At 57.4% G+C, this 21662-nt stretch carries 28 protein-coding genes, 1 other RNA gene and 1 pseudogene; 14 read left to right on the top strand and 16 right to left on the bottom strand.

The genetic code is table 11. The features are described 5' to 3' along the window. The first annotated feature begins 170 nt into the window (after window positions 1-170). The 8 genes and pseudogenes from CQ002_RS21880 (at window position 171) to CQ002_RS21915 (ending at window position 4933) form a co-directional block, all read left to right on the top strand. Entirely contained in the window at window positions 171-392 is a 222-nt protein-coding gene (locus tag CQ002_RS21880; protein WP_177431178.1) for a hypothetical protein, read from the top strand. Further along, complete coding sequence (locus tag CQ002_RS21885) at window positions 389-898, top strand: phage baseplate assembly protein V (protein WP_105162886.1); 510 nt, start codon at window positions 389-391, stop codon at window positions 896-898. The genes CQ002_RS21880 and CQ002_RS21885 overlap by 4 nt, the downstream gene beginning before the upstream one ends. Beyond that, entirely contained in the window at window positions 895-1293 is a 399-nt protein-coding gene (locus tag CQ002_RS21890) for a phage GP46 family protein (protein WP_105162885.1), read from the top strand. The genes CQ002_RS21885 and CQ002_RS21890 overlap by 4 nt, the downstream gene beginning before the upstream one ends. Further along, complete coding sequence (locus CQ002_RS21895) at window positions 1283-2320, top strand: baseplate J/gp47 family protein (RefSeq protein ID WP_105162884.1); 1038 nt, start codon at window positions 1283-1285, stop codon at window positions 2318-2320. Before CQ002_RS21890 ends, CQ002_RS21895 begins: the two co-directional genes overlap by 11 nt. Further along, on the top strand, window positions 2311-2910 hold the full coding sequence (locus CQ002_RS21900; RefSeq protein WP_105162883.1) for a YmfQ family protein: 600 nt from the start codon (window positions 2311-2313) through the stop codon (window positions 2908-2910). Before CQ002_RS21895 ends, CQ002_RS21900 begins: the two co-directional genes overlap by 10 nt. An 11-nt stretch (window positions 2911-2921) precedes the next feature. Continuing rightward, window positions 2922-3119: pseudogene (locus tag CQ002_RS28965) on the top strand (phage tail protein); the annotation flags it as partial. 763 nt (window positions 3120-3882) lie between these two features. Further along, on the top strand, window positions 3883-4413 hold the full coding sequence (locus tag CQ002_RS21910; protein WP_105162882.1) for a DUF4376 domain-containing protein: 531 nt from the start codon (window positions 3883-3885) through the stop codon (window positions 4411-4413). Continuing rightward, the gene (locus CQ002_RS21915; RefSeq protein WP_105162881.1) at window positions 4400-4933 is read left to right on the top strand and encodes a glycoside hydrolase family 19 protein; all 534 of its coding nucleotides are present in this window, start codon (window positions 4400-4402) and stop codon (window positions 4931-4933) included. The genes CQ002_RS21910 and CQ002_RS21915 overlap by 14 nt, the downstream gene beginning before the upstream one ends. Window positions 4934-5315: 382 nt before the next feature. On the opposite strand, the gene CQ002_RS21920 is transcribed toward CQ002_RS21915, so the two are convergent. From CQ002_RS21920 to CQ002_RS21940, 5 genes are all read right to left on the bottom strand, one after another. Next, window positions 5316-5546, bottom strand: a complete 231-nt coding sequence (locus CQ002_RS21920; protein WP_222944368.1) for a hypothetical protein — start codon at window positions 5544-5546, stop codon at window positions 5316-5318. Beyond that, on the bottom strand, window positions 5543-5797 hold the full coding sequence (locus tag CQ002_RS21925; protein ID WP_342352990.1) for an excisionase: 255 nt from the start codon (window positions 5795-5797) through the stop codon (window positions 5543-5545). Before CQ002_RS21925 ends, CQ002_RS21920 begins: the two co-directional genes overlap by 4 nt. Before the next feature lie 16 nt (window positions 5798-5813). After that, window positions 5814-6011, bottom strand: a complete 198-nt coding sequence (locus CQ002_RS21930) for a DUF4224 domain-containing protein (RefSeq protein WP_105162878.1) — start codon at window positions 6009-6011, stop codon at window positions 5814-5816. A gap of 68 nt (window positions 6012-6079) precedes the next feature. Next, window positions 6080-6574, bottom strand: a complete 495-nt coding sequence (locus CQ002_RS28650) for a DUF4224 domain-containing protein (protein WP_234010361.1) — start codon at window positions 6572-6574, stop codon at window positions 6080-6082. A 31-nt stretch (window positions 6575-6605) separates the two neighbouring features. Beyond that, complete coding sequence (locus tag CQ002_RS21940; RefSeq protein ID WP_105162877.1) at window positions 6606-6824, bottom strand: hypothetical protein; 219 nt, start codon at window positions 6822-6824, stop codon at window positions 6606-6608. Between the two features lie 269 nt (window positions 6825-7093). On the opposite strand from CQ002_RS21940, the gene CQ002_RS21945 reads away from it, so the two are divergent. Then, on the top strand, window positions 7094-7693 hold the full coding sequence (locus CQ002_RS21945) for a hypothetical protein (protein WP_105162876.1): 600 nt from the start codon (window positions 7094-7096) through the stop codon (window positions 7691-7693). A gap of 44 nt (window positions 7694-7737) precedes the next feature. Here CQ002_RS21945 and CQ002_RS21950 read toward each other — a convergent pair whose 3' ends face one another. The 8 genes from CQ002_RS21950 to CQ002_RS21985 form a co-directional block, all read right to left on the bottom strand. Continuing rightward, entirely contained in the window at window positions 7738-8064 is a 327-nt protein-coding gene (locus CQ002_RS21950) for a DUF2388 domain-containing protein (protein ID WP_105162875.1), read from the bottom strand. Window positions 8065-8303: 239 nt separating this feature from the next. Beyond that, complete coding sequence (locus CQ002_RS21955; RefSeq protein ID WP_105162874.1) at window positions 8304-8681, bottom strand: hypothetical protein; 378 nt, start codon at window positions 8679-8681, stop codon at window positions 8304-8306. Window positions 8682-8911: 230 nt separating this feature from the next. After that, window positions 8912-9304, bottom strand: coding sequence for a hypothetical protein (locus CQ002_RS21960; RefSeq protein WP_105162873.1), 393 nt, complete (start codon window positions 9302-9304; stop codon window positions 8912-8914). Then, entirely contained in the window at window positions 9305-9574 is a 270-nt protein-coding gene (locus tag CQ002_RS21965) for a hypothetical protein (RefSeq protein WP_105162872.1), read from the bottom strand. It lies immediately after the preceding gene. 443 nt (window positions 9575-10017) lie between these two features. Beyond that, window positions 10018-10414, bottom strand: a transfer-messenger RNA (tmRNA) gene (gene ssrA, locus CQ002_RS21970). Window positions 10415-10518: 104 nt separating this feature from the next. Further along, a complete protein-coding gene (locus CQ002_RS21975; RefSeq protein WP_034107093.1) occupies window positions 10519-10797 on the bottom strand; it encodes a hypothetical protein in 279 nt (92 codons plus the stop codon). A gap of 150 nt (window positions 10798-10947) precedes the next feature. After that, the gene (locus CQ002_RS21980) at window positions 10948-13758 is read right to left on the bottom strand and encodes an FAD-binding and (Fe-S)-binding domain-containing protein (protein WP_105162871.1); all 2811 of its coding nucleotides are present in this window, start codon (window positions 13756-13758) and stop codon (window positions 10948-10950) included. Between the two features lie 69 nt (window positions 13759-13827). After that, on the bottom strand, window positions 13828-15522 hold the full coding sequence (locus CQ002_RS21985) for a lactate permease LctP family transporter (RefSeq protein ID WP_105162870.1): 1695 nt from the start codon (window positions 15520-15522) through the stop codon (window positions 13828-13830). Window positions 15523-15773: 251 nt separating this feature from the next. Here CQ002_RS21985 and CQ002_RS21990 point away from each other — a divergent pair, with 251 nt between their 5' ends. After that, the gene (locus CQ002_RS21990) at window positions 15774-16541 is read left to right on the top strand and encodes a GntR family transcriptional regulator (protein ID WP_034107087.1); all 768 of its coding nucleotides are present in this window, start codon (window positions 15774-15776) and stop codon (window positions 16539-16541) included. Window positions 16542-16576: 35 nt separating this feature from the next. Here CQ002_RS21990 and smpB read toward each other — a convergent pair whose 3' ends face one another. Continuing rightward, the gene (smpB, locus tag CQ002_RS21995; RefSeq protein ID WP_025857098.1) at window positions 16577-17059 is read right to left on the bottom strand and encodes an SsrA-binding protein SmpB; all 483 of its coding nucleotides are present in this window, start codon (window positions 17057-17059) and stop codon (window positions 16577-16579) included. A 168-nt stretch (window positions 17060-17227) separates the two neighbouring features. On the opposite strand from smpB, the gene CQ002_RS22000 reads away from it, so the two are divergent. Next, window positions 17228-17662: a type II toxin-antitoxin system RatA family toxin gene (locus CQ002_RS22000; RefSeq protein WP_025857099.1), complete on the top strand. Its 435-nt coding sequence runs from the start codon at window positions 17228-17230 to the stop codon at window positions 17660-17662. Further along, window positions 17655-17957: an RnfH family protein gene (locus CQ002_RS22005; RefSeq protein ID WP_034107084.1), complete on the top strand. Its 303-nt coding sequence runs from the start codon at window positions 17655-17657 to the stop codon at window positions 17955-17957. Before CQ002_RS22000 ends, CQ002_RS22005 begins: the two co-directional genes overlap by 8 nt. A gap of 63 nt (window positions 17958-18020) precedes the next feature. Here CQ002_RS22005 and CQ002_RS22010 read toward each other — a convergent pair whose 3' ends face one another. Next, the gene (locus CQ002_RS22010; protein WP_025857101.1) at window positions 18021-18548 is read right to left on the bottom strand and encodes an outer membrane protein assembly factor BamE; all 528 of its coding nucleotides are present in this window, start codon (window positions 18546-18548) and stop codon (window positions 18021-18023) included. 98 nt (window positions 18549-18646) lie between these two features. Between CQ002_RS22010 and fur the strand changes: the two genes are divergently transcribed. Then, window positions 18647-19051, top strand: a complete 405-nt coding sequence (gene fur, locus CQ002_RS22015) for a ferric iron uptake transcriptional regulator (protein ID WP_003194220.1) — start codon at window positions 18647-18649, stop codon at window positions 19049-19051. Between the two features lie 85 nt (window positions 19052-19136). On the opposite strand, the gene recN is transcribed toward fur, so the two are convergent. Beyond that, complete coding sequence (gene recN / locus CQ002_RS22020; RefSeq protein WP_034107082.1) at window positions 19137-20810, bottom strand: DNA repair protein RecN; 1674 nt, start codon at window positions 20808-20810, stop codon at window positions 19137-19139. A gap of 254 nt (window positions 20811-21064) precedes the next feature. Here recN and grpE point away from each other — a divergent pair, with 254 nt between their 5' ends. Beyond that, complete coding sequence (grpE, locus tag CQ002_RS22025; protein WP_025857103.1) at window positions 21065-21625, top strand: nucleotide exchange factor GrpE; 561 nt, start codon at window positions 21065-21067, stop codon at window positions 21623-21625. The last annotated feature ends 37 nt before the right edge of the window (window positions 21626-21662 follow it).

Here is a 21662-nt window from a genome sequence, read left to right on the forward strand (position 1 = left end):
GGCACTCACCCGCAACCCTCGATATTGCGATGAGCATGCCGATCTTGCGAAGGCAGCAGCTGCCAAGCTGGCTGACAAGAAGCGTGAGAGCAGTAGTCAGCGAGGTTATGGCTACAAGTGGCAGCAGGCGAGCAAGGGGTTCCTGGCCCGCCATCCGTTGTGTGCTGAGCATGATCGACGACCCGATCATCGGATACGACCGTTGGATGCTCATAGCTCGGGTGACATACATCCTGGGCGAGGGCGGCATGGTCACAAAAATGGAAGTCGGCCCACCCGACAGTTATGAGCCGGAACCGAATGACTCGCTGAAAAACCGCAAGCTGAAAAAGGGCGGGAAGGGCGACAACTTCGAATACCTCATCCCAGCAGACTACGAGCCAAAACAATGAGCCTGAAAAGCATGTTGGCCCGCGGCACCGTCGTGCTCGCAAACGCCGGGAGGAAGATGCAATCGCTGCAAATTCGCCTGACGGCAAAGGAACTGAAAGACGGCATCGAGCATTTCGAGCCCTACGGATTCACTAGCAATCCACTTCCAGGCGCCGAATTGTTGGCAGCGTTCCTGGGTGGTGATCGCTCCCACGCGGTAGTTCTGGTCGCTTCTGACCGCCGCTACCGCGTCAGGGAGATCGAGCCTGGCGAGGTGGTCATTTTTACGGACGAGGGGGACAAGGTCCACTTCAAGCGTGGGCGGGTCATCGACATCGAAACCCAAACGCTGAACATCAAGGCCGGTACGTCAGTGAATTTTGACACCCCGCTGATCACCCAGACCGGCAGGATCGTTTCTGAGGGCGACCAGGTGGCAGGCGGTGTCAGTCAAATCAACCACCCCCATAGCGGGGTGATGCCCGGCAACGGACAGAGTGGTCCAGCTGTGCCGGAGGCGGAATGATTATTTCAAACACAGTGGAGGCCGGTCTCACGCGCGCGGTGATGATCAGCCTTTTCACCTGGCGCCGCGCTGCGACGGATGACCCGGTCGATGACGAGGAGCGCTATGGCTGGTGGGGTGACAGCTATCCAGCGACCGCCGACGACAAGATCGGCTCCCGCCTGTGGCTGCTGCGCCGGGTAAAGCTCACCGAGGCCACTCAGCGCGATGCCGAGTTTTACGCCGATGAGGCGCTGCGCTGGTTGCTCACCGATGAGCGCGTGGTGGGTATCGAAATCGGCAGTGAGAAAGTTGGAATCAACCGCCTGAACCTGGTTGTGATCCTGACGATTCTTGGCGGCGCTCGGCTCGAAATCAAACCCTCTTCTTCATGGCAGGTGATCTATGCCGTTTGACACGCCGTCTCTGCCGGTACTCATCAGCCGCACCCAAAGCGACCTTGCCAGTGATGTGCTACGCCGATCGGACGCCCAGGTGCTGGCAAGGACCCTCAGCGGCACCGCGTACGGGTTGTACGGCTACCTTGACTGGATCGTTGACCAGATACTGCCAGACCGCGCTGACGAGGAAACACTCGAGCGCATAGCGATCCTTCGATTGAGCCAGCCTCGCAATCCGGCGCAGCCCGCCGAAGGCTCGGTCGGATTCACTGCTGCCGCGCTGGCGGTGCTCGATGTCGACGTGGTGCTCCAGGCCGATGACGGCCGAACCTACAAGGTCACTGCCGGGTTAACGACTGCGGCCGGGGTAAACACCACCACGATTGCTGCCGTTGATGCGGGCGTTCTCGGTAATGCCGACGCAGGCCTGACGTTGAAGTTGATCCAGCCAGTGGAGGGTGTGGTGAACACCTTCACCGTGCTCGCTCCAGGGCTCACCGGGGGGATTGCTCAAGAGAGCGTCGAATCCCTACGCGCGCGCGTTGTTCGGTCCTACCGAGTGATCCCTCACGGCGGCTCAAAAGATGACTACGAAACCTGGGCGCTTGAGGTGCCCGGCGTCACGCGAGCATGGTGCCGTGGCAATTACCTTGGGCCAGGCACTGTTGGTTTGTTCGTGATGCGTGATGGCGACGCCGAGCCAGTTCCAAATCCCACGCAACTGGCTGAGGTGAAGGCCTATATCGAGCCATTACGGCCAGTTACTGCTGAGCTTTATGTGCTGGCCCCGGTTGAGGTGCCGGTGGTCTACCAGATCCACGCCGTACCCGACACGTCAGCAGTACGCGCCGCTATCCAGGCTCAGCTTGTGGACCTTCACGAGCGGGAAGCAGGGCTCGGCGAAACGCTTCTGCTCACCCATATAGCCGAGGCTATCAGCGGGTCTGCCGGCGAGACTGATCACCAGCTCATCGCGCCGGCGGCAAACGTTGTGCCCGCTGCCAACCAGCTTCTTACCTTCGGGGGTATCACATGGCTGTGATTAGAACGGCGGAAGAGTATCGAGTGCAGCTTCAGGGGCTGCTTCCGCCTGGACCCGCCTGGGATCCTGAGCTCGTCCCGGAGGTGGCACTAGTGCTATCCGGCGTGGCACTGGAGTTCTCCCGCGTGGATGCGCGGGCCGTGGCGCTGTTGAATGAAATGGATCCGGCAGGGGTGAGTGAGCTCGTTCCCGATTGGGAGTCGATCATGGGCCTCCCGGACAGCTGCCTTGGACCAAATCCAGCGTTTGATGATCGACGCCTGGCTGTTCGCCGGAGACTGGTGGAGGTAGGCGGGCAGAGCCGCGGCTACTTCATAGAAATCGCGGTAAGCCAGGGATATCCAAACGCCAACATCACTGAGCACAGAGCGCCCCGTATGGGGCGTTCTCGTTTTGGGTCCGCGCATTTCGGTACCTGGAACGCCCAATTCATGTGGACGCTTAACACCGGAGGCCGGCAGCGGCAGGGTCGCCGCTTCGGTGTCAGCTATTGGGGTGAGCGTTTCGGCACCAACCCGGGCAACGCACTGGAATGCCTTATCCGGCGACCAGCGCCTGCACACACCGTTGTGCATATCAATTACGACTGAGGGGTAAAACCGTGGATTTTCCGAAAAGTGTACCCAGCGTTGGGTTGGTAGATGGCAAATTTATTGATGAGGATGCAGTCGCTGGCACACCCGGCTCGCTCATCCCATCCGCCTGGGGCAATGCTGTAACCCAGGAAATCCTGAACGTAATTCAGGAAGCCGGGCTCGAGCCGGACGAAGACGACAACACCCAATTGAATGCGGCTATCGATCAGAAGATCGCAGGCTCTTCGGTTTCGTTTGCGAGCCAGGCCGAGGCCGAGGCCGGCGAGTCAACCACCAAGGCGATGAGCCCGCTTCGAGTATTCCAGGCGATCGCCAAGGTGGTAACGCAGGCCACTGAGACCGCATTTGGATGGCTCAAGATTGCAACCCAGGCGCAGGTAACCACGGGTACCAATGACTCCGTGGCAGTAACACCGAAAAAGCTTGCAGCTCGGTTGCTCGATAAAGCTGATTTAAATAGCCCGGTATTTACTGGTGAGCCGGCAACGAACTCAACACCGCCGGCAGGAGACAACAGTAGCAGGCTCGCAAACACCAACTTTGTTTATCTTGCATTCAACCGGTTACTTGTTTCGGCGACTGAGGTAATTAAAGGGCTTGCCCGATTTGCAACGCAGTCTGAGGTCAACGCAGGTGTTGATGACAGCAGCATAGTCACCCCGAAAAAGCTGCGGGCGGGTTTTCAGATCCAGCTTTCAGTCAATGGATACATCTATTTCCCGAGCTGGATGGGCGGCTTAGTCTGGCAGTGGGGCAATCGCGCATTCACATCTGGCAGCACTTCGGCATTTACGACTCCATTTCCGAATGAAGCGCTTATTGTTTGGGCGCTGCCCAACTCGATTGTGGGCGGAAGCCCAAGCACCGTAGCCGCCAACGTCCAGTCATTGAATCAACAATCAATGATTCTTAGCTGGACGGCGGGCGGCACATACAACTTTTTCTGGTTCGCTCTGGGGCGCTAATATGTCAAAAAAATACGCTAAGTTTTCTTCTGACGGCGAGCTTGTTCACCTCCTAATTGAGGGTGTGCATGACATTCCTAAATCCGCTGTCGAGCTGGATGAAGTTCAGTGGCAGGCGATGCTCCAGGCGCCTGACGTTATTTGGTCCCGCTCCGCTAATGGAGTTATATCGAAGCAGGCGGTGCCGATAGACCTACCTCAGATGATAGCGAATGCTCGCTTCAAGCATGAGACCGGGGGGATCAGCGTTGATGGAATCGTTATAGATACAGGACGCGACAGCCAGGCGCTGATCACAGGCGCCGCCCTCTCGGCAATGCTTGATCCGAACTACGTATGTACCTGGAAGGCCGTCAGTGGGGCCGTTGCATTAAATGCAAACGATTTGATAGCCATTGCTAGCGCGATCCGCTCCCATGTACAGGCGTGCTTTGATAGAGAGTTGGCTTTGCTTGCAGCATTGGCTAATGGATCGTTTACAGCTGGTATGGTCGATGAGGGCTGGCCTGGAGAAAGCTATGTCAATCACTGAGCAGCAATTGCTGCGGATCCTTCCGAACGCCGGCCGCCAAGCCGGCGTTTTTGTTCCAGCGCTGAACGCCGCAATGAACCGTTACGGCATCGTCGGCACTCCTCGCGTCGCCGCATTCATCGCTCAGGTCGGGCATGAGTCGGGCCAGCTGCGGTACGTGCGGGAGATCTGGGGGCCCACCGCGCAACAGGCGGGCTACGAAGGCCGCGCCGATCTTGGCAACACGGTCAAGGGTGACGGCTATAAGTACCGTGGGCGTGGACTGATCCAGATCACCGGCAGGGCGAACAATGCCGCGTGCGGTGAGGCCCTTGGCTTGGATCTGATCAATAAGCCCGAGCTTCTGGAGCTACCGCAGCACGCCGCGATGTCGGCCGCCTGGTTCTGGTCTACGGAAGGCTTGAACACTCTGGCGGACCAGGGCGAGTTCGTGAAAATCACTCGTCGAATCAATGGCGGAATCAATGGTCTCGAAGATCGCCTTCAGCTTTGGGACAAGGCTAAAAAGGTGTTGGCATAGGAAGTCACTGCTGGGTTGATCAAGCTACGGGCTTTGTCCACACAAGTGCGGATTTTGACCAGTCAAAGTAAAAAGGCCAGCCATGGAGTGTGGATGGCCGCTGAACATTATTTTCCTTTCGGCGGAGCATTCCCTCTGCCGCCACCAGAAGGATTACCCGTAGTACTTGGAAGATTAGGCACTGCGGGAGTTTTGGAACCACCGCCTGCGCTACCACTGCCCTTGCTTGATGATCCAGAGCTGCTCTTACTGCCTGACGACTTCGACATAACGCTCTCCTGTTTAAGATTAGCGGACCGCACAAGAGACTCTAGTCCAGCTGGTAGCATTCACTCGGAAAACGAAAGCTCCCTCCGATATGACTCAGAGGTTTGGAAAGCAGTCAGTCAATTTTGAGCATCTTTGCGAGTAGCGGGTCGTTCGATCCCATTATCGCTGCCTGAACGTCTACGAAGTACATCCCTCCTGTGATCTCGCCGATGATCTCGCCCTCTTCAATCCATTTCTTCAGTTGCTGCAGGCTGGGCTTGTTCCCGACATAGCGCAGCTTTCGATACTCGCCGACCTCCATGAGCCTTGGCAGCCTTACTGTTATCTGGGACAAAATTTTCATAATCCGACAACTCTCCGAGCGGCTTCGACTCTTTCTATGAGAGTACCGCCGGGAGTTCTTCTGACAAGCTTCTCGGGTTCTAGGTAGTGCGAATTCGCTTCTACGTAGTAATTACGCCCGTGCTTGACAGGTCTAGGTGTAATGCGGCCTTCGCGGGCCCATTTGCGTAGGGTATTCGGGCTGGGCGGCGTTTTAAAGTGGTCAGCAGCCCATTCTGCGAGAGTCAATTTGGTCATGATTTCACCTGCCATAGGCTAATGTCGGCCGTTATTTTAGTCGGAGCTCAGGGCTTTTTTTCTGAGCCGTCTGGCCTCCCAGGCGACTGATTACGACTTGGCTTAGCACTTTTGGGATGCCGTCACCTCCCACGACAAATCCGAATTGTTGCTCCTGTAACCATCTGATTTGAGCGCTCGGCTTTTGATAGCCAGTGAGTGCTGCCACTTCCTCTTTGCTCAAAAACATAATCTACCTCGTCAATCATTTCCGACTGAGCTTCTTTCCAGATGTCATTAGTTTTTTTAAAAAGACGTTCAGACGAGCAACATGATGGGTTTTGTATTGGTCGTCCTTGCGTTCCGCTTGCGTCTTAGGTTGGTCGCGTTCAGGTTTGACGTGTCCGCAACAGGTGTGTAAGCGGGCCAATGAGCGTCTAAAAACTCGTCAAATCTTTTTATGCTATACAGGATTGATCCGTCGACTTTTGCCCATACGCCTTCCGGCAATACACCTCTGGCTCGCTTCCCTTGTAAGGCACGCCTGGTTGTACCCAGGATGTCGGCCATCACGGACTCAGACACCTTGTCCCAGGTTTCTTTTATATCGTTTAGGCCACTGAGCGGTGTTTCTATCGTTCGATCCAGTGAGGTTCCGCTATAGATTTTTTCTAGCAGCGATTGCTTTGGCACTTTGGGGTGACCGTCACCACCATGAATGAACGCTATGGAATTAGTTCTAAGCCAACGCGCTTGAATTGCTGGCCGCTCGTAACCAGTTAGGTCAACCACTTCGTCTTTGGTCAGGAACATCTTCATCCTCTTTTGATCATCTACGTAAGGGTTATGCCTGCCCGGACCGTTTAATACGAGCTAGGCCCTGCTTGATATGCCCAGCGTTCTCGCCAATCACCTCAAGGGCGCCACGCACGTTCTCACCTACGTTTGAGGTTTCGCTGTCTTCTGCCCAGAGAGTCAACTCCATAATGGCGGCCTCCAGGGCGAGCTGGTTCTCGTAGATCCGTTCCAAGATGTCAGGGAGTGAGTATTCGGGGGATGGCATTGCTTGGTCTCCGGTAGAGGGAATGGAAAGCATAGCCGCGGGCAAAAAAATGGCCCGCTTATGTGCGGGCCTAATGGGAATTCTTCAAAGGAGTAGGGCCACCTTGCTCCCTGTCGTGTAAATGTCAGGTGAAAAGGATGTCGCAAAAGCAGAAAGCCCTTCATTCGACCCCTCCCGTAATTGAGCCCGCACTTTACCATTCGTGGCGTACAGCTACCATTGGCTGGGCCTCAAGGCGGTAGAATGCCTTTTTATCCAGAGTATGAGAGATGGAACCTAACGAGGTTATTGACGCGCTTGCCATTCAAGTCGAATCCGCGAAAAGCCGAGGTCTCAAAGACGTCTCCATCGAAAGCCTTGAGATGTACATGGTCGCGCTGCGTGAGCGCGTCGAAAAGCTCTCTCCGCTTACTGAAGCGAATAACGAGTTCCAGAGGCAGGCTAACGATCATGCTTTTCACGACCGGCAGGCGATGTTCAGAACCGTTATTGACTCTGGTCAGGCAGCGCTTAAAGCCAGCCTGCTTGTGGGGGGAGGGGCAGCAGCGGCACTCCTCGCATTCGCCAGTTCTGCCTGGAGGTCGCTAAAGCCTGAAGGGCTTGAGCTACTGGGGCTGACTATTTTTGTATTAGGTATCGGTGTGCTTTTGGTGGTGCTTGCTAGCGGCGCAACATACCTGTCTCAGGGGCTCTATCACGACGGCTTGGGCAAGCCACATGATTGCAAAGAAGATCGTGCCGGAGACATTTTGAGGTACATATCACTGACATTGGTTGTCTCTTCGTACGGACTCTATGCGTTGGCGTGCTGGTTTATTTATAAAATGATGGGAAGCTTTTCCATTGTCGGCTTCATACCGGTAGGGTGATAGATACAAGAAGCCCGGCGCTGGGCACGACTAGGAAGTCGCTTTCACCGGGAAGTTGCTATCGCCTGGGCCAGCTGCATATCTGACATCAGTGGAGAGCTGTAATTGGTGTGGTAGTACCTGGACGCCTGCTCAAACTCCGCGCCGCGAATCTCGCCGTCCGAACCGATGAACGTCAGTGCGTCAGTCTTGGCCGACTTGAAAATCTTAGGCGGCTCGGTCGTGAGAGATGTGGTCGCGCCAATTAAAATGGTTGGCGCGGAGATTGTGAGAAATATCGCGGCAGCGATAGGGTTGGCCCCATCACCTGATACGGCCTGAGTGCTAACTGACAGCAGCAAGGCGGCCGCCAGGATCTTCCATGAGTCCATTCGTCGTTGCTTCCATTGCGATCAGAGGGCGCCACGGTAGCAGAGCAGGGGAACACCGGAAACAACAAACCCGCCCAGCAGTGAGCTACAGGCGCGACCGGGAGGAGCATAAGCCTGAGTCCGAGGGCTTCAACCTAGTGAAGCCGACTTGATATGCCCGGGGTTTTCGCCGAGCGCTCCCCCTGGAGCGGATCATTTCAGTCAGCGTATGAATGAGGGGGAGGCCGGGATAGCTGCTTCTATCGCAAGACAGTCCATTTGCTTTGACCACAAAACAGTGGCTCGAAGTGGTGCCGAGTCTCTGCCCCCATAACGAAGCCACACTCGAGCTTCACCCTGACTCCATTCGGCAAACTATCTCCGTCATCTAACGCGAACTGCACACGATCTGCGCTGACAAAATTCCCGATATCGGTTCTAACGGTGATCTGCTTATCAAGAACTAATGCGGTGTATCCAATTTTTGCAGGAGATTTAATCTGTCCCAGCGGGTCGTCTGCTGCAAACGTAAAAAAACGACCGGTAAACTGCATGGGATTTGGCCCCGGCGGCGTAGGTATTTCAGCTGCTGATACCGCAAGTGAAAACAGCGCCGGAATTAGCAAAAATGCTTTCATGATTTTCCTTTCAAATGTCAAAGCCACGCGGCGGCGGGGTGCGCGGGCACGGATCCGGACATGCGTACTGTGTGGGGTGAAGTGCCATGTCGTGCGCTGTAGGCCTTGGCACCGCCTTGGGCAGTTACTGTTCTACGGAAAAATGACGTCTCGGATGTGAAGGGTACGGCGCTATCGGTAAGGCTGGACAGCAGGTTGGATATGAGAAGCAGCCGCAGCGTGTAGCTAGGTTACTTGGAAGACTTTGCAGGAAGCGACGGAGTCTCCGCTTTCATTTTTTCCTTAGCCATTTCCATACCGAAGTCGATTGCCTTGTTTGCAACAGTTGCCGCAATGGTGCCTACGATAGCTGCCACACCTAAGACGACGCTCAATACAGCGCTGGCCACTACCAATTTTGTCTCAACCTTATTGACGCGATCCATGACTTGTTTGTTGTCTTCCTTGAGCTCTCCCAGCTTTTCCGCGAGGTGATCAAGAGAAGTCTCGATTTTTCCGACAACGACATGAAGATCATTCAGTGACTTCATCTGCCACTCAGCTGGGCCCGGGGTAGGTGTCGTCTCAGGAACCATAGGGTTCGTGTTCTCAGGGCCGCCAAACCTGCGGTTTTTGCTGGACATTTATGAGTTCCACCTGCTTTTAATCCATTCCCAGAGCGTGGTAGGGGCTCGCCCATAGTAGGAACTAATCGCCACAACTACCCCCGATGCGGACGAGCCGTCGGTTATTCCCAGCAGGTTAGAAAGTTCTTGGGTGGTGCCAGAGAAATTCACTACAAATCCGTTTTTTGGAAGATCCGTAAAGTCGACGGTTCCAAGGGATTGATTATCTTTGAGCGCCCGCAATATTGGATCGGACTGGTCTGTCGGTAAGACCAAGAAAATTGCCATGATTCTTCCTAAATTATGGTGGCCGCTACGCTGGAGTCTGGCGGTGTTGAGACGCTATTTAAGGTCGCACGTCACATTTTCAAGCCGAGCTATCTCTCTGCTGCAGGGCCGGTGCCATCCTGACTGCATAGCAGCCGATTAGAGCACGGCACTCAGGACGCCGCTGTGAATTTTGAACAGCTGGTGCCTTGGTGGTTCCTTCTCACAAAAGTCGCACAGATGAAGGGTCGCAGTAAATGGTGCGGCAGTGCCTTTCGTAATTCTCGGAATCCCTTCAATTGCATGCATTTTCTAGGTGGCGACTGGGGAGGCATCCAACCTCCTAAGCTGTTCAAGGCCGTGCATGCTGTCGTAAAGCTGGCATAACCGAGCCAAAACCACCCATTTAGACACAAAAAAGGCACTTGCGATAAACGCTAAGTGCCTGATTTTTATAGCTTATTTGGTGGAGCCGGGGGGATTTGAACCCCCGTCCGCCAGTACTCCGCTGTCGGTACTACATGCGTAGCCGTTTCTATTAAGTTAACCCTCAGCGACCCGAAGGGCAGGGTGCTTTGGGCGAGTTGTGTAAGTTTTAGCCGCTTCGTCCACAACGTACTGCACGGCGATTCTGTTCTATATGACAATCACTTTGGGTTTACAGACATCCCCTGGTGATTGCTGGACCCGAAGGTACCAGAAGCTCAGGGCTAAGGCTGCTTACGCAGCGAGAGCGAATTCCTGGCCGTAGTTTTCGTCATTGGCAACTATAAGAAGTTGCAACAGTGGATTTACGAGTTCTGTTACCAACTCGGCATGCACCTAAAGTTTCGCGACCGGCGTCGAATCCTAAACGGCCCCGTGCTTGTAACTCGTTGTTTCTTAGTGAGTGAGAAGCCTGTGCAGTGTACGCCAAACGGTCACGGAAGGCCAACCCGAAGGTTCGTCTTCCATGACTGAGCCGCCTATTGGCCGCCTTTTTCGCTGTTCTGCAGGTCTTGCAGCGCCTTCGAGGTGATCTCGATGCACTTTTTGTCATCGCCCGCGGCGTGCGCCGCCTTGGCTTGGGAGACGGCAGTGTCTATCTCGCCGCTTTTACCGCTGGTGTCAGTGGCGAGCAGCGCTTTACCGTTGTTGATTTTGTCCAGATTGATTTTGCACAGATCAGGCTCGCCCGCGGCGAACACAGGGGAGGCCAGCATCGCAGCGGTAACGAACAAGCCAGCAAGAGCGGAACGCTTCATAGGGTATCTCCTTGCGCAAAAGGGCTCGACGCTGCTGGCGTTGAACGGCTGCCAGCGACATCACTGTTGAGCCTCGTTTGTCGAGGCCTATGCAGATGACTACGCTGGTGCGCCAGGGTTCTGTTTTTTTACAGGTTCATTTTTGCAGGATCAGTGGGCGCGGGCCTGCGTAACCCGGTCCACCAGGTAAACCAACCCGTGATAATCAATGCCGCCATGCTGGCTCAGGCCGATCTCGCAGGTGCGGCTGGTGGAGATGCCTTCGCTGCAATATTGCACCGCGTCCTTGAGGGTGCGCAGCGAATGGGCGTTGAGTTCCGGCGTGGTGAAGCCTTTGTCGCCGGCAAAACCGCAGCAATGAATGCCTTCCGGGATGACCACGGTGTTGGAACAGCGTCGGGCCAGGTCGATCAGCGCCTGACTTTCGCCCAAGTGTTGGGTGCTGCAGGTGACATGCACGGCAATCGGCGCGTCCTGGGGCGTGAAGTCCAGGCGGTCCATCAGGTGCGTGCGGATAAAACGCACAGGGTCGTAAAGGTCCAGGCGCGTGTCACCCAGGTCCTGAACCAGGCGCAGGGTACAGGGGCTGGTGTCACAGTAGATGGGGTCAAGCCCGCCACGGCTGGCGTGGAGCAGCGCGCCGATCAGTTCCTGGCGCTTGTGCTCGGCCTGTTCGGCATAGCCTTTGGAGGCGAAGGGCTGGCCGCAGCACAGGCTGTCCTGGTTATCGGGGAAAACGACTTGGTAACCGGCCTTTTCCAGCAGGCTGCGAGTCTTGTCGTACAGCGACATCTGTTCCTTGTCCCCCGCTGCCGGGCCCATGGCGCGCGAGACGCAGGCGGCGAGGTAGACCACCCGTGGCCGCGCGTCTGTCACGGCCGGGCTGAAGCGGATGGCTTTTTCCGGCTGCGGCATGGCGTTGGTCCACTGCGGAATCTGCCCCTTGGACAGCCTGGTCACGCTGGCCGACAGCTTCGCCAGGCGAGGCGCGCCGAGCAGCATGCGTGCGCCATTGGCCACATGCAGTGTAAAGCGCGCGCCTTGCAGCGCAGTGGCGAAATGGGTGGCGAGCCATTCGGCTGTTTTCGTACGGTCGGCGTCGCGGCTGCGCAGCTTTTTCACCAGGTCGCCGGTATTGATTCCTACAGGGCAGCGCTGGGCGCAAAGTCCGGTGGCGGCGCAGGTGTCGATGCCCTGGTAGTGATACGCGGCTTCCAGCTCAGTGGTGTCGACACCCGCACGTGTCTTGGCCTGGATGTCGCGCCAGATCACGATGCGTTGGCGCGGACTCAAGGTCAGGCCTTTCGACGGGCACACGGGCTCGCAGAAGCCGCATTCGATGCACTTATCCACAAGCTCGTCGGCGGCGGGCAACGGTTTGAGGTGCTTGAGGTGGATTTGCGGGTCTTCGCTGAGCACCACGTCCGGGTTGAGGATGCCGTTGGGGTCGAGCAGGCGCTTGATTTGCCACATCAATTGATAGGCGTCGGTGCCCCATTCCAGCTCCACGAACGGCGCCATATTGCGCCCGGTGCCGTGTTCGGCTTTCAACGACCCACCAAACTCCACCGCCACCAATTGCGCCACGTCGTCCATGAACGCCTGGTAGCGTGTGACTTCTTGCGCGCTATTGAATCCTTGGGTGAACACGAAGTGCAGATTGCCTTCCAGCGCGTGCCCGAACAGTATCGCTTCGTCGTAGTGATGTTTGTCGAACAGTTCGATCAAGCGGTTGACGCCGATGGCCAGTTGCTCGACCGGGAAGGTCACGTCCTCGATGATCACTGTCGTGCCGGTCTTGCGCACAGCGCCGACGGCGGGGAAGGTGTCTTTGCGGATCGCCCACAGGCGGGCGTTTTCCACGGGGTCCTCGGTGAAATCGACTTGTTTTTCAACCGGAAATCGAGCCAGGGAAGCCATGATCAAGGCCAGTTGCTCGTGCAACAAGGACGACGACGCCGCACGGGATTCGATCAACAGGGCGCAGGCATTTTCCGATAGTTGCTGAACGAAAGCGGGCATGCCCGGCTTGTCCTGTACCGAGCGCATGCTGCGACGGTCCAGCAGCTCGACCGCCGAGACGGGTTGGGTCTTGAGGACGGTCACCGCATTGCAGCAGGTCTCTACATCCGGAAACACAATCAGCGCCGACGCTTTGTTCGGGTGGTCGATCACGGTGTCATAGGTGACCGCGCTGATAAACCCAAGGGTGCCCTCGGAGCCCACCAGCAGGTGGCTGAGGATATCCAGCGGGTCGTCGAAATCCACCAGGGCATTGAGTGACAGCCCAGTGGTATTTTTCAGACGGTATTTGTGGCGGATTTTTGCCGCCAGTTCAGCATTTGCCCGAGTCTCGCGACCCAATGTCGCCAGACGCTCAAGCAGCGCCCCGTGCTGTTCACGAAACGCCATCACGCTGGCTGCGTCTTCGGTGTCCAGGCGGCTACCGTCAGCCAGCACCAGGCGAATCCCGGCCAGGGTGTGGTAGGTGTTCTGCGCCGTGCCGCAGCACATGCCGCTGGCATTGTTGGCGACGATACCGCCGATCTTGCAGGCGTTGATCGATGCCGGGTCCGGCCCGATCTTGCGCCCGAACGGCGCCAGCCACGCATTGGCCTGGGCACCGATGACGCCGGGTTGCAGGCGGATCTGCGTGCCTTGCCCGCGAATCTCGCGGCCGTTCCAGTTGTCGCCCAGCACGATCAGCACCGAGTCGCTGATGGCTTGCCCGGACAGGCTGGTGCCGGCGGCGCGGAAGGTCACCGGTACCTGGTCACGTTGAGCCAGTTGCAGCAATGCAACGACTTCGTCTTCCGACTCCACGCGGACTACCAGCTGTGGGATCAGTCGGTAAAAACTGGCGTCGGTGCCGAAGGCTAGGGTGGAAAGCGGGTCGTCGAAACGCCGGTCTTTCGGGATCAGGTGTGCGACGTCGCTTAGAAAGGCAGCAGGCAGGCTCATCGGTCCTCCAGAAATAGCTGACGCCGGAATCGTGTCCGGCGTCGATTCTTACCCTAGTGCGTGCAGGTCTCAGTGCACCAGCATACCGGTGAACCAGTAGGCCTGGGCGAGGGTGATCAGCCCCACGATGGTGGCAAAGAACAGGCTGTGCTTGAGGGTAAAGCGGAACAGGTCGGACTCCTTGCCCACCAGGCCTGTTGCGGCACAGGCCACCGCAATCGATTGTGGCGAGATCATTTTGCCGGTAACGCCACCGCTGGTATTCGCAGCGACCAGTAAGGTGTCGTTGACGCCGATCTGATGCGCGGTGGTGGCTTGCAGCGAACTGAATAGGGCATTGGACGAGGTATCAGAGCCTGTCAGGAAAACCCCCAGCCAACCCAGGAAAGGCGAGAAGAACGGGAAGGCTGCACCGGTCCCGGCCAATACCAACGCCATGGTCGAAGACATGCCCGAGTAGTTGGTGACGAATGCGAAGGCCAGCACCATGCCGATGGACAGGATCGGCCAGCGGAGTTCGTAGAAGGTCTCTTTTAAAGTGGTAAGACCAGTTTTGACATCGATCTTGAGTACCAGCATCGATATCAGCGCAGAGAAGAAAATGGCCGTGCCGGTCGCCGAGATTGGGTCCAGCTTGAACACCGCAGGTATCGCCGTTGGGTTGGTCACGATGGGGGCGACTTTGATCACCAGTTGGTCAAGGTGTGGGATCGCAAAGTTGAACACCCAGCTGTACATCGAACCACCGGCGGCGAACATTGCCTTGAATGGCTTGAGGGTCCAGATAGTGACCAGCACGGTGAGAATCAGGAACGGCGACCAGGCCTTGAAGATCTGCAACAGGCTGTAGGGCGAGACAATCGTGTTGCGTGGCAGGCCGAAACCGCCTGCACTGGCGGTGACTGCCGCGCTGGAAGTCGCGCCGGCAATCTGTGCACCTGCGGTGCGCTTGGGTTGCCACACTTTCAGGAACAGGGTCAGGGAGATCAGGCTGGCGAGTGCCGACGTGATGTCCGGCAGTTCCGGGCCGATGAAGTTGGACGTGAAGTACTGGGTGATAGCAAAGCTCAGGCCTGCCACCAGCGCAGCCGGCCAGGTTTCACGCACGCCGCGCAGGCCGTCCATCATGAACACCAGCCAGAACGGCACGAACAGCGACAGCAGGGGGAGCTGGCGACCGGTCATGGCACCGATCTTGAACGCGTCGATGCCGGTCACCTGGCCTGCCACGATGATCGGGATACCCAGCGCACCAAAGGCCACGGGGGCAGTGTTGGCAATCAGGCACAGGCCTGCGGCGTAAAGGGGGTTGAAGCCCAGGCCGACCAACAGTGCAGCAGTAATCGCTACCGGGGCGCCGAAACCGGCCGCACCTTCCAGGAAGGCGCCGAAGCAGAAGCCGATCAGCAGCACTTGCAGGCGCTGGTCGTCGGTAATCGACAGCACCGAGCTGCGAATGATCTCGAACTGGCCGCTTTTGACGGTGAGTTTGTAGAGGAATACCGCGGCGACAATGATCCACGCGATCGGCCACAAACCGTAGGCAAAGCCATAGCCGGCGGCGGCCAGTGCCATGTCTACCGGCATCTGGAAGGCCAAGATCGCCACCAGGATCGACAGCCCCAGGGTGATGCTGCCCGCCACATGGCCTTTGAGGCGGAATACGGCCAGGGCCAGGAAGAAGAATACGATCGGAATGACGGCCGCCAGTGCGGACAGGCCGAGGCTGCCGAGCGGGCTGTAGAGCTGTTGCCAGGTTTGCATATGGGGTGGCCCCTGATTGTTGTTGTTTGGTCAGCTTGGATAATTGGTAATACCAATTTACAATCGCTGTTGGCTAGAGTAAAAGCCTTGGCAGGGGTGTGTCAATTTGCCGCTCGAGAAACTTTAGTCTCAGGTCGGCTGCCAGCGCGTGCTGATCGGCTGAAACGAGGGCGTTCTGATAGGTGCTGCATTCGCTGCGATAGGCCAGAATAGAGGGCCCGGCGAGTGGTCGGGATGGTGGAGAGTGAGTTATGGGGTTTGATCAGGTGCGTCAGCGCCGTTTGTCTGACGATATCGTCGAGCAGCTTGAGGGCATGATCCTCGAGGGCACGCTGAAGTCGGGCGAACGCTTGCCGGCCGAGCGCGCTTTGGCTGAGCAGTTTGGTGTGTCGCGCCCTTCTTTGCGTGAGGCGATCCAGAAGTTGGCGGCCAAAGGTTTGCTCGTCAGCCGCCAGGGGGGTGGTAACTACGTGGCGGAATCTCTCGGCTCCACGTTCAGTGATCCGCTGCTGCACCTGTTGGAGAACAATCCCGAGGCGCAGCGTGATCTGCTGGAGTTTCGGCAGACCCTTGAAGCGTCTTGTGCCTACTACGCCGCGCTGCGCGCCACCGAGGTCGACCGCGAACGGCTCACGGCGGCGTTCGAAGCGCTACAGGATTGCTACACGCGCTCCGATGAAGTGAGTCGAGCGGAAGAGGGCGCGGCGGATGCGCGGTTTCACTTGGCTATCGCCGAGGCCAGCCACAACGCGGTGTTGTTGCACACCATTCGCGGTCTGTTCGACCTGCTGAAACGGAACGTGGTGACCAACATCGGTGGCATGTATCAGCAGCGCACGGAAACCCGCGACATGCTGATCAGTCAGCACAGGGATTTGTACCTGGCGATTATCGAGGGGCGGGCCGAGCAGGCACGGGAGGTTTCAACACGCCACCTGCTGTATGTGCAGGAAGTGCTGGAGGAAGTGCGTCAGGAAGTTCAGCGCGTCGCGCGTGCGGAGCGCCGTAAGGGGATGTAGCCGAGGAAGCCTCCGCGGCTACATCGCAGCAAGGGTCAGTCTTCCTTGCCCTTGTTGCGCACGGCACGATGCAGTTCGCGATTGGAGTCGCGCTCGCGCTCGGTGTCACGCTTGTCGTATTCCTTCTTGCCCTTGCCCAAGGCGATCTCGCACTTGACCAGGTGCTTGCTCCAGTACCAAGACAGGCACACGCAGGCATAACCCTTCTGCTGTACAGCAGCGGCAAGCTTGTCGATTTCACGCGCGTTGAGCAGCAGCTTTCGCGTGCGTACCGGGTCGGCAATCACGTGGGTGCTCGCGGTGGTCAGCGGGGTGATGTGACTGCCGAGCAGCCACGCCTCGCCATCCTTGAGCAGCACATAACTGTCGACCAGTTGCAGCTTGCTGGCACGCAGACTCTTTACTTCCCAGCCGGCCAGGACCAGACCAGCCTCGAACCGATGTTCGATGAAGTAATCGTGTCGCGCCTTTTTATTTTGCGCGATGGTCCCTGTGGGGTGTTTCTTTTGTTTAGCCATAGGGGCGGCATTATAGGGAGTTGCGAGCGTGTCGGCTACGGTCAACCTGCGTGCTTGAGCGTGTTGGACGAATCCCGGACAATGAGGGCAGTTCTCTGGTTTTTTTCTTTCGCGGATCGGGCTGTTCTTTCGCGATGTTTGCCGCTCAGCTGTGGAAATAACGCACACATGACGACGCATATTCAACGTTCAGCGCTGCTGCCCTATCCGGCACAGGCGCTCTATGACCTGGTCAACGACGTGGCGCGTTACCCGGAATTCTTGCCGTGGTGCTCAACGGCCGAGGTGCTGGAAAGCGGCGATGAGCACATGGTCGCCAGTGTCGGGGTCGCGAAAGGCGGTCTTAGCCAGCACTTTGTTACGCGCAATGTACTGGTGCCTGGGAAATCCATCGAAATGAATTTGCAGGAGGGGCCGTTTACCCAGTTGCACGGGGTATGGGTGTTCAAGGCGCTGACGGACAAGGCCTGCAAAATCAGCCTGGATCTTTCCTTTGATTACGCCGGGCCTATCGTGCGAGCAACGTTGGGCCCGTTATTCAACCAGGCCGCCAATACACTGGTGGATGCGTTTTGCCAGCGAGCCAAGCAATTGCATGGTTGAGATTGAAGTGGTGCATGCCGCCGTGGATCGTCAGGTATTGCTGACGGTGGCGGTGCCTGCGGGCGCCAGCTTGCGTGCGGCGGTGCAGGCGTCAGGGATTGCAGGGCAATTTCCCGAGTTGAACCTGGCTGATTGTCCTTTGGGGATATTCGGCAAGGTCGTTCCAGACGCAGACGTGCGTGCCGTGCAGGCGGGGGACCGTATTGAGATCTACCGGCCATTGCTGGCTGACCCGAAAGAGGTGCGCCGACTGCGCGCTGCCAAGGCGGCACTGGCTCGACAGCAGAACTCATAAGCCAGCCAAAAGGCGCCCAACAAAAAGCCCGGCATGCCGGGCTTTTTGCTGGGCGCCGCAAACTTACTGCGGGCTGGTGTCCAGAGGCTGCGGCGTCGGGACGGGAACAGTTTCCACGCCGTCGACGTCTTTCTGGATCTTGTCGAGCAGTGAGCCAGGCTTGGCCGGAACATCGGACTTCGGTTTTTCACCTTCCTGCGCAGGGGCAGTCACGTTGGTACCGTTATCCTTGCCGAGCAGTGCTTCGTCACGGCTCACGCCGGGCATGAAGTCACCCGACAGGCTGACGAGCTGGTCATTGCCATTGAAAATGACACTGACGCGCTCCTGCTGGCGTTCACCGCCACCTGGTTGCAGGCTGTAGAGATAATCCCAGCGATCGGCATGGAAAGTGTCGGTCAGCAGGGGGTTACCCATGATAAACCGTACTTGCCGTCGGGTCATTCCGGGGCGTAACTGGTCTATCATGTCCTGCGTGACGACATTGCCCTGCTGGATGTCGATTTTGTAAACCCCGGGGAATGAACAACCGGCGAGTGCGAGCAGTCCCACAAAGGTGAAACTGGTTAGCAAGAGCTTGGTGTTTTGCATCGGTGGGCGACTTCCACTATCTTGGCTGGGACAACGTAAACGCCGATCATACCCGTATTAAGAGAAGCTGCGAAGCAGCATCCGCGAGAAAGCTAACCATGGTTGAAAATAGCGAACTACGCAAAGCCGGTCTTAAAGTGACTCTGCCACGAGTCAAGATTCTACAAATGCTCGATTCTGCTGAGCAGCGCCACATGAGTGCCGAGGATGTCTACAAGGCGCTGATGGAGTCTAACGAGGACGTTGGCCTGGCCACGGTTTACCGTGTGCTGACCCAGTTTGAAGCCGCAGGGCTGGTGGTTCGTCATAATTTCGACGGCGGTCATGCCGTGTTCGAATTGGCTGACGGTGGTCATCACGACCACATGGTGGACCTGGATACCAATGAGGTTATCGAGTTCACCAGCCCGGAAATCGAAGCGCTGCAGCACAAGATTGCTGAGGAGCATGGCTTCGATTTGGTTGACCATAATCTGGTCCTGTACATCCGTAAGAAAAAGTAAAAAGCGCTGCGGATTGACTCTGCAAAACGATCGAAGGCGACCTCAGGGTCGCCTTCGTGCTTTCTATAAAGAGAAAATAGTTTGCTCAGGCCTTTGTCGCCACGACCATTTTCTTTGCGTGCGCCAAGGACTCCTTGGTCAGATCAATGCCGCCTAGCATCCGCGCCACCTCTTCCACGCGTTCCGACTTGTTCAGCTTGGACACGGCCGTGTGCGTTGCATCACTGCCGCGGACCTTGTGCACAAACAGGTGCTGATGGCCCTGGGCGGCCACTTGCGGCAAGTGGGTGACTGTCAGTACCTGGCCTCTGTCCCCCAGGCGCCGCAACAGTTGACCTACAATTTCCGCCGTCGGACCGCCAATGCCCACGTCGACCTCGTCGAATACCAATGTGGGCACCCGAGAGGTTTGCGCGGTAATCACCTGGATCGCCAGGCTGATCCGTGACAGCTCGCCGCCGGACGCCACTTTGGCCAGGGCCTTGAGCGGTTGGCCAGGGTTGGCGCTGACCAGTAGTTCAACCTGTTCCAGGCCATGGGGTTGCAGTTCATTGCTGGCGTTGGCGCGTAATTCGATGGTGAAGCGTCCGCCAGGCATGCCTAGGCGCTGGATCTCCAGCTCCACTGCGCTGGCCAGGCTCGTCGCGGCTTGTTGGCGCAGGTCGCTGAGTTCGCGTGCTTTCTCCTGATAGTGGCGGGCGAAGGAGGCGAGCTCATCACCCAGGCGCTCGATGGATTCATCGTTGGCGTTCAGCGTCTCGATTTCATCCAGCAGCTTTTGCTGCATCGTCGCCACTTCAGTGGGCTGGATTCGATGTTTGCGCGCCAGGGTATAGATAGTGTCCAGGCGCTCTTCGATTTCCTGCAGGCGTGCCGGGTCGGCATCGAAGTGATCCAGGAAGCGGTTCAATTCGCCGACGGCTTCTTCTACCTGGATCTGTGCACTGGTGAGCAAGGTCGTGGCCTCGCTCAGCGAGCCGGAGGCGTTGTTCACGCTGGACAGGCGATTGAGGCTGGCCGTCAGTGCGTTGAGCACATTGCCAGAGTCGCTCTCGCTGCATTGCTCCACCACTTGGCGGCAGATACCCAGCAGGGTTTCGGCGTTGGTGAGGTTCTTGTGTTCCTGCTCAAGCTGCTCCAGTTCGGTCTCCCCCAGGCCCAGGCTTTCCAGCTCTTCGAGTTGGTAGCTGAGTAACTGATGACGGGCACGTTGCTCGTCACCTGAGTTGGAGAGGCGCTCCAGTTCGTGGCGGGTCTGGCGCCAGCGCTGAGCAGCAAGTTGCACCTGGCGGGCAAGGTCGGTTGCGCCCGCGTATTCGTCGAGCAGGCGGCGGTGGGTGTCGGTTTTCAGCAGGGATTGGTGTTCATGCTGGCTGTGGATGTCGATCAGCAGCTCGCCCAGGGCTTTAAGGTCGCCGAGTGGGCAAGGTGTGCCATTGATGTAGCCGCGCGAGCGGCCTTCAGCCGTGATGACTCGGCGCAGGATGCACGGGCCTTCATTATTAAGGTCGCGCTCGGCCAGCCAGGCTTCTGCCTCGGGAATATCCGCCAGGTCGAAGGTGGCCAGGATATCGGCCTTGTCCGCACCGGGGCGTACCACGCCGCTGTCGGCGCGGTCTCCGAGCGTAAGGCCCAGGGCGTCGAGCATGATCGACTTGCCGGCGCCGGTTTCGCCTGTGATTACGCTCATCCCGCGATCGAGTTCGAGATCCAGATGTTCAACGATGGCGTAGTTATGTACGGACAGGTGCACGAGCATGACGGCCGCTCCCAGGCTTTAGGTCTGGTTATTTATACAGTGTTTTGCTCGGGCGTGACAATCCTGGCGCTTAGCTCGATTTGCTTGAATCGGCGCGTTTCTTAGCGCAATGAGGAATGGAGGGGCAGGAATTGATCCTGGTCATGGGAAAGACTTTTGGTAACGCCTGCGCCCTTGAACCTGGAAATTGTGGCCCCATATACCGGAACAGAAGCGCGAGTTGAGTTCGCGCATGATTTTGAAAGGAGAAATCTATGGCTGACGAACAGACGCAGGATACGCAAACTCCAGACGCCAATTCGGCTGTCGGCGATGAGCTGGCAACTCGTGTGCAAGTGCTCGAAGAGCAATTGGCCGCAGCGCAGGACCAGTCTTTGCGTGTTGCCGCCGATCTGCAGAACGTCCGCCGCCGTGCCGAGCAGGATGTAGAGAAGGCTCATAAATTCGCACTGGAAAAGTTCGCCAGTGATTTGCTGCCGATCATCGACAGCCTGGAGCGTGGCCTCGAGTTGTCCAATCCAGATGACGAAAACATCCGCCCGATGCGCGAAGGGATCGAGCTGACCCTGAAAATGTTCCAGGACACCCTGAAGCGTTATCAGCTGGAAGCCATTGATCCAACAGGCGGCGAACCGTTCAACGCTGAGCATCACCAAGCCATGGCCATGCAGGAAAGCCATGACCTGGAGCCCAACAGTGTGTTGAAAGTGTTCCAGAAGGGATATCAGCTCAACGGTCGTTTGCTGCGTCCGGCGATGGTCGTGGTGAGCAAGGCTCCTGCACCCGTTTCGCCTTCTATTGATGAGCAGGCTTGAAATACGCCGCAAGGCCCCCATTTATAAGTCAAGCGTT

It is taken from the genome of Pseudomonas sp. MYb13, assembly GCF_002980075.1.
Classification (GTDB): Bacteria; Pseudomonadota; Gammaproteobacteria; order Pseudomonadales; family Pseudomonadaceae; genus Aquipseudomonas; species Aquipseudomonas lurida.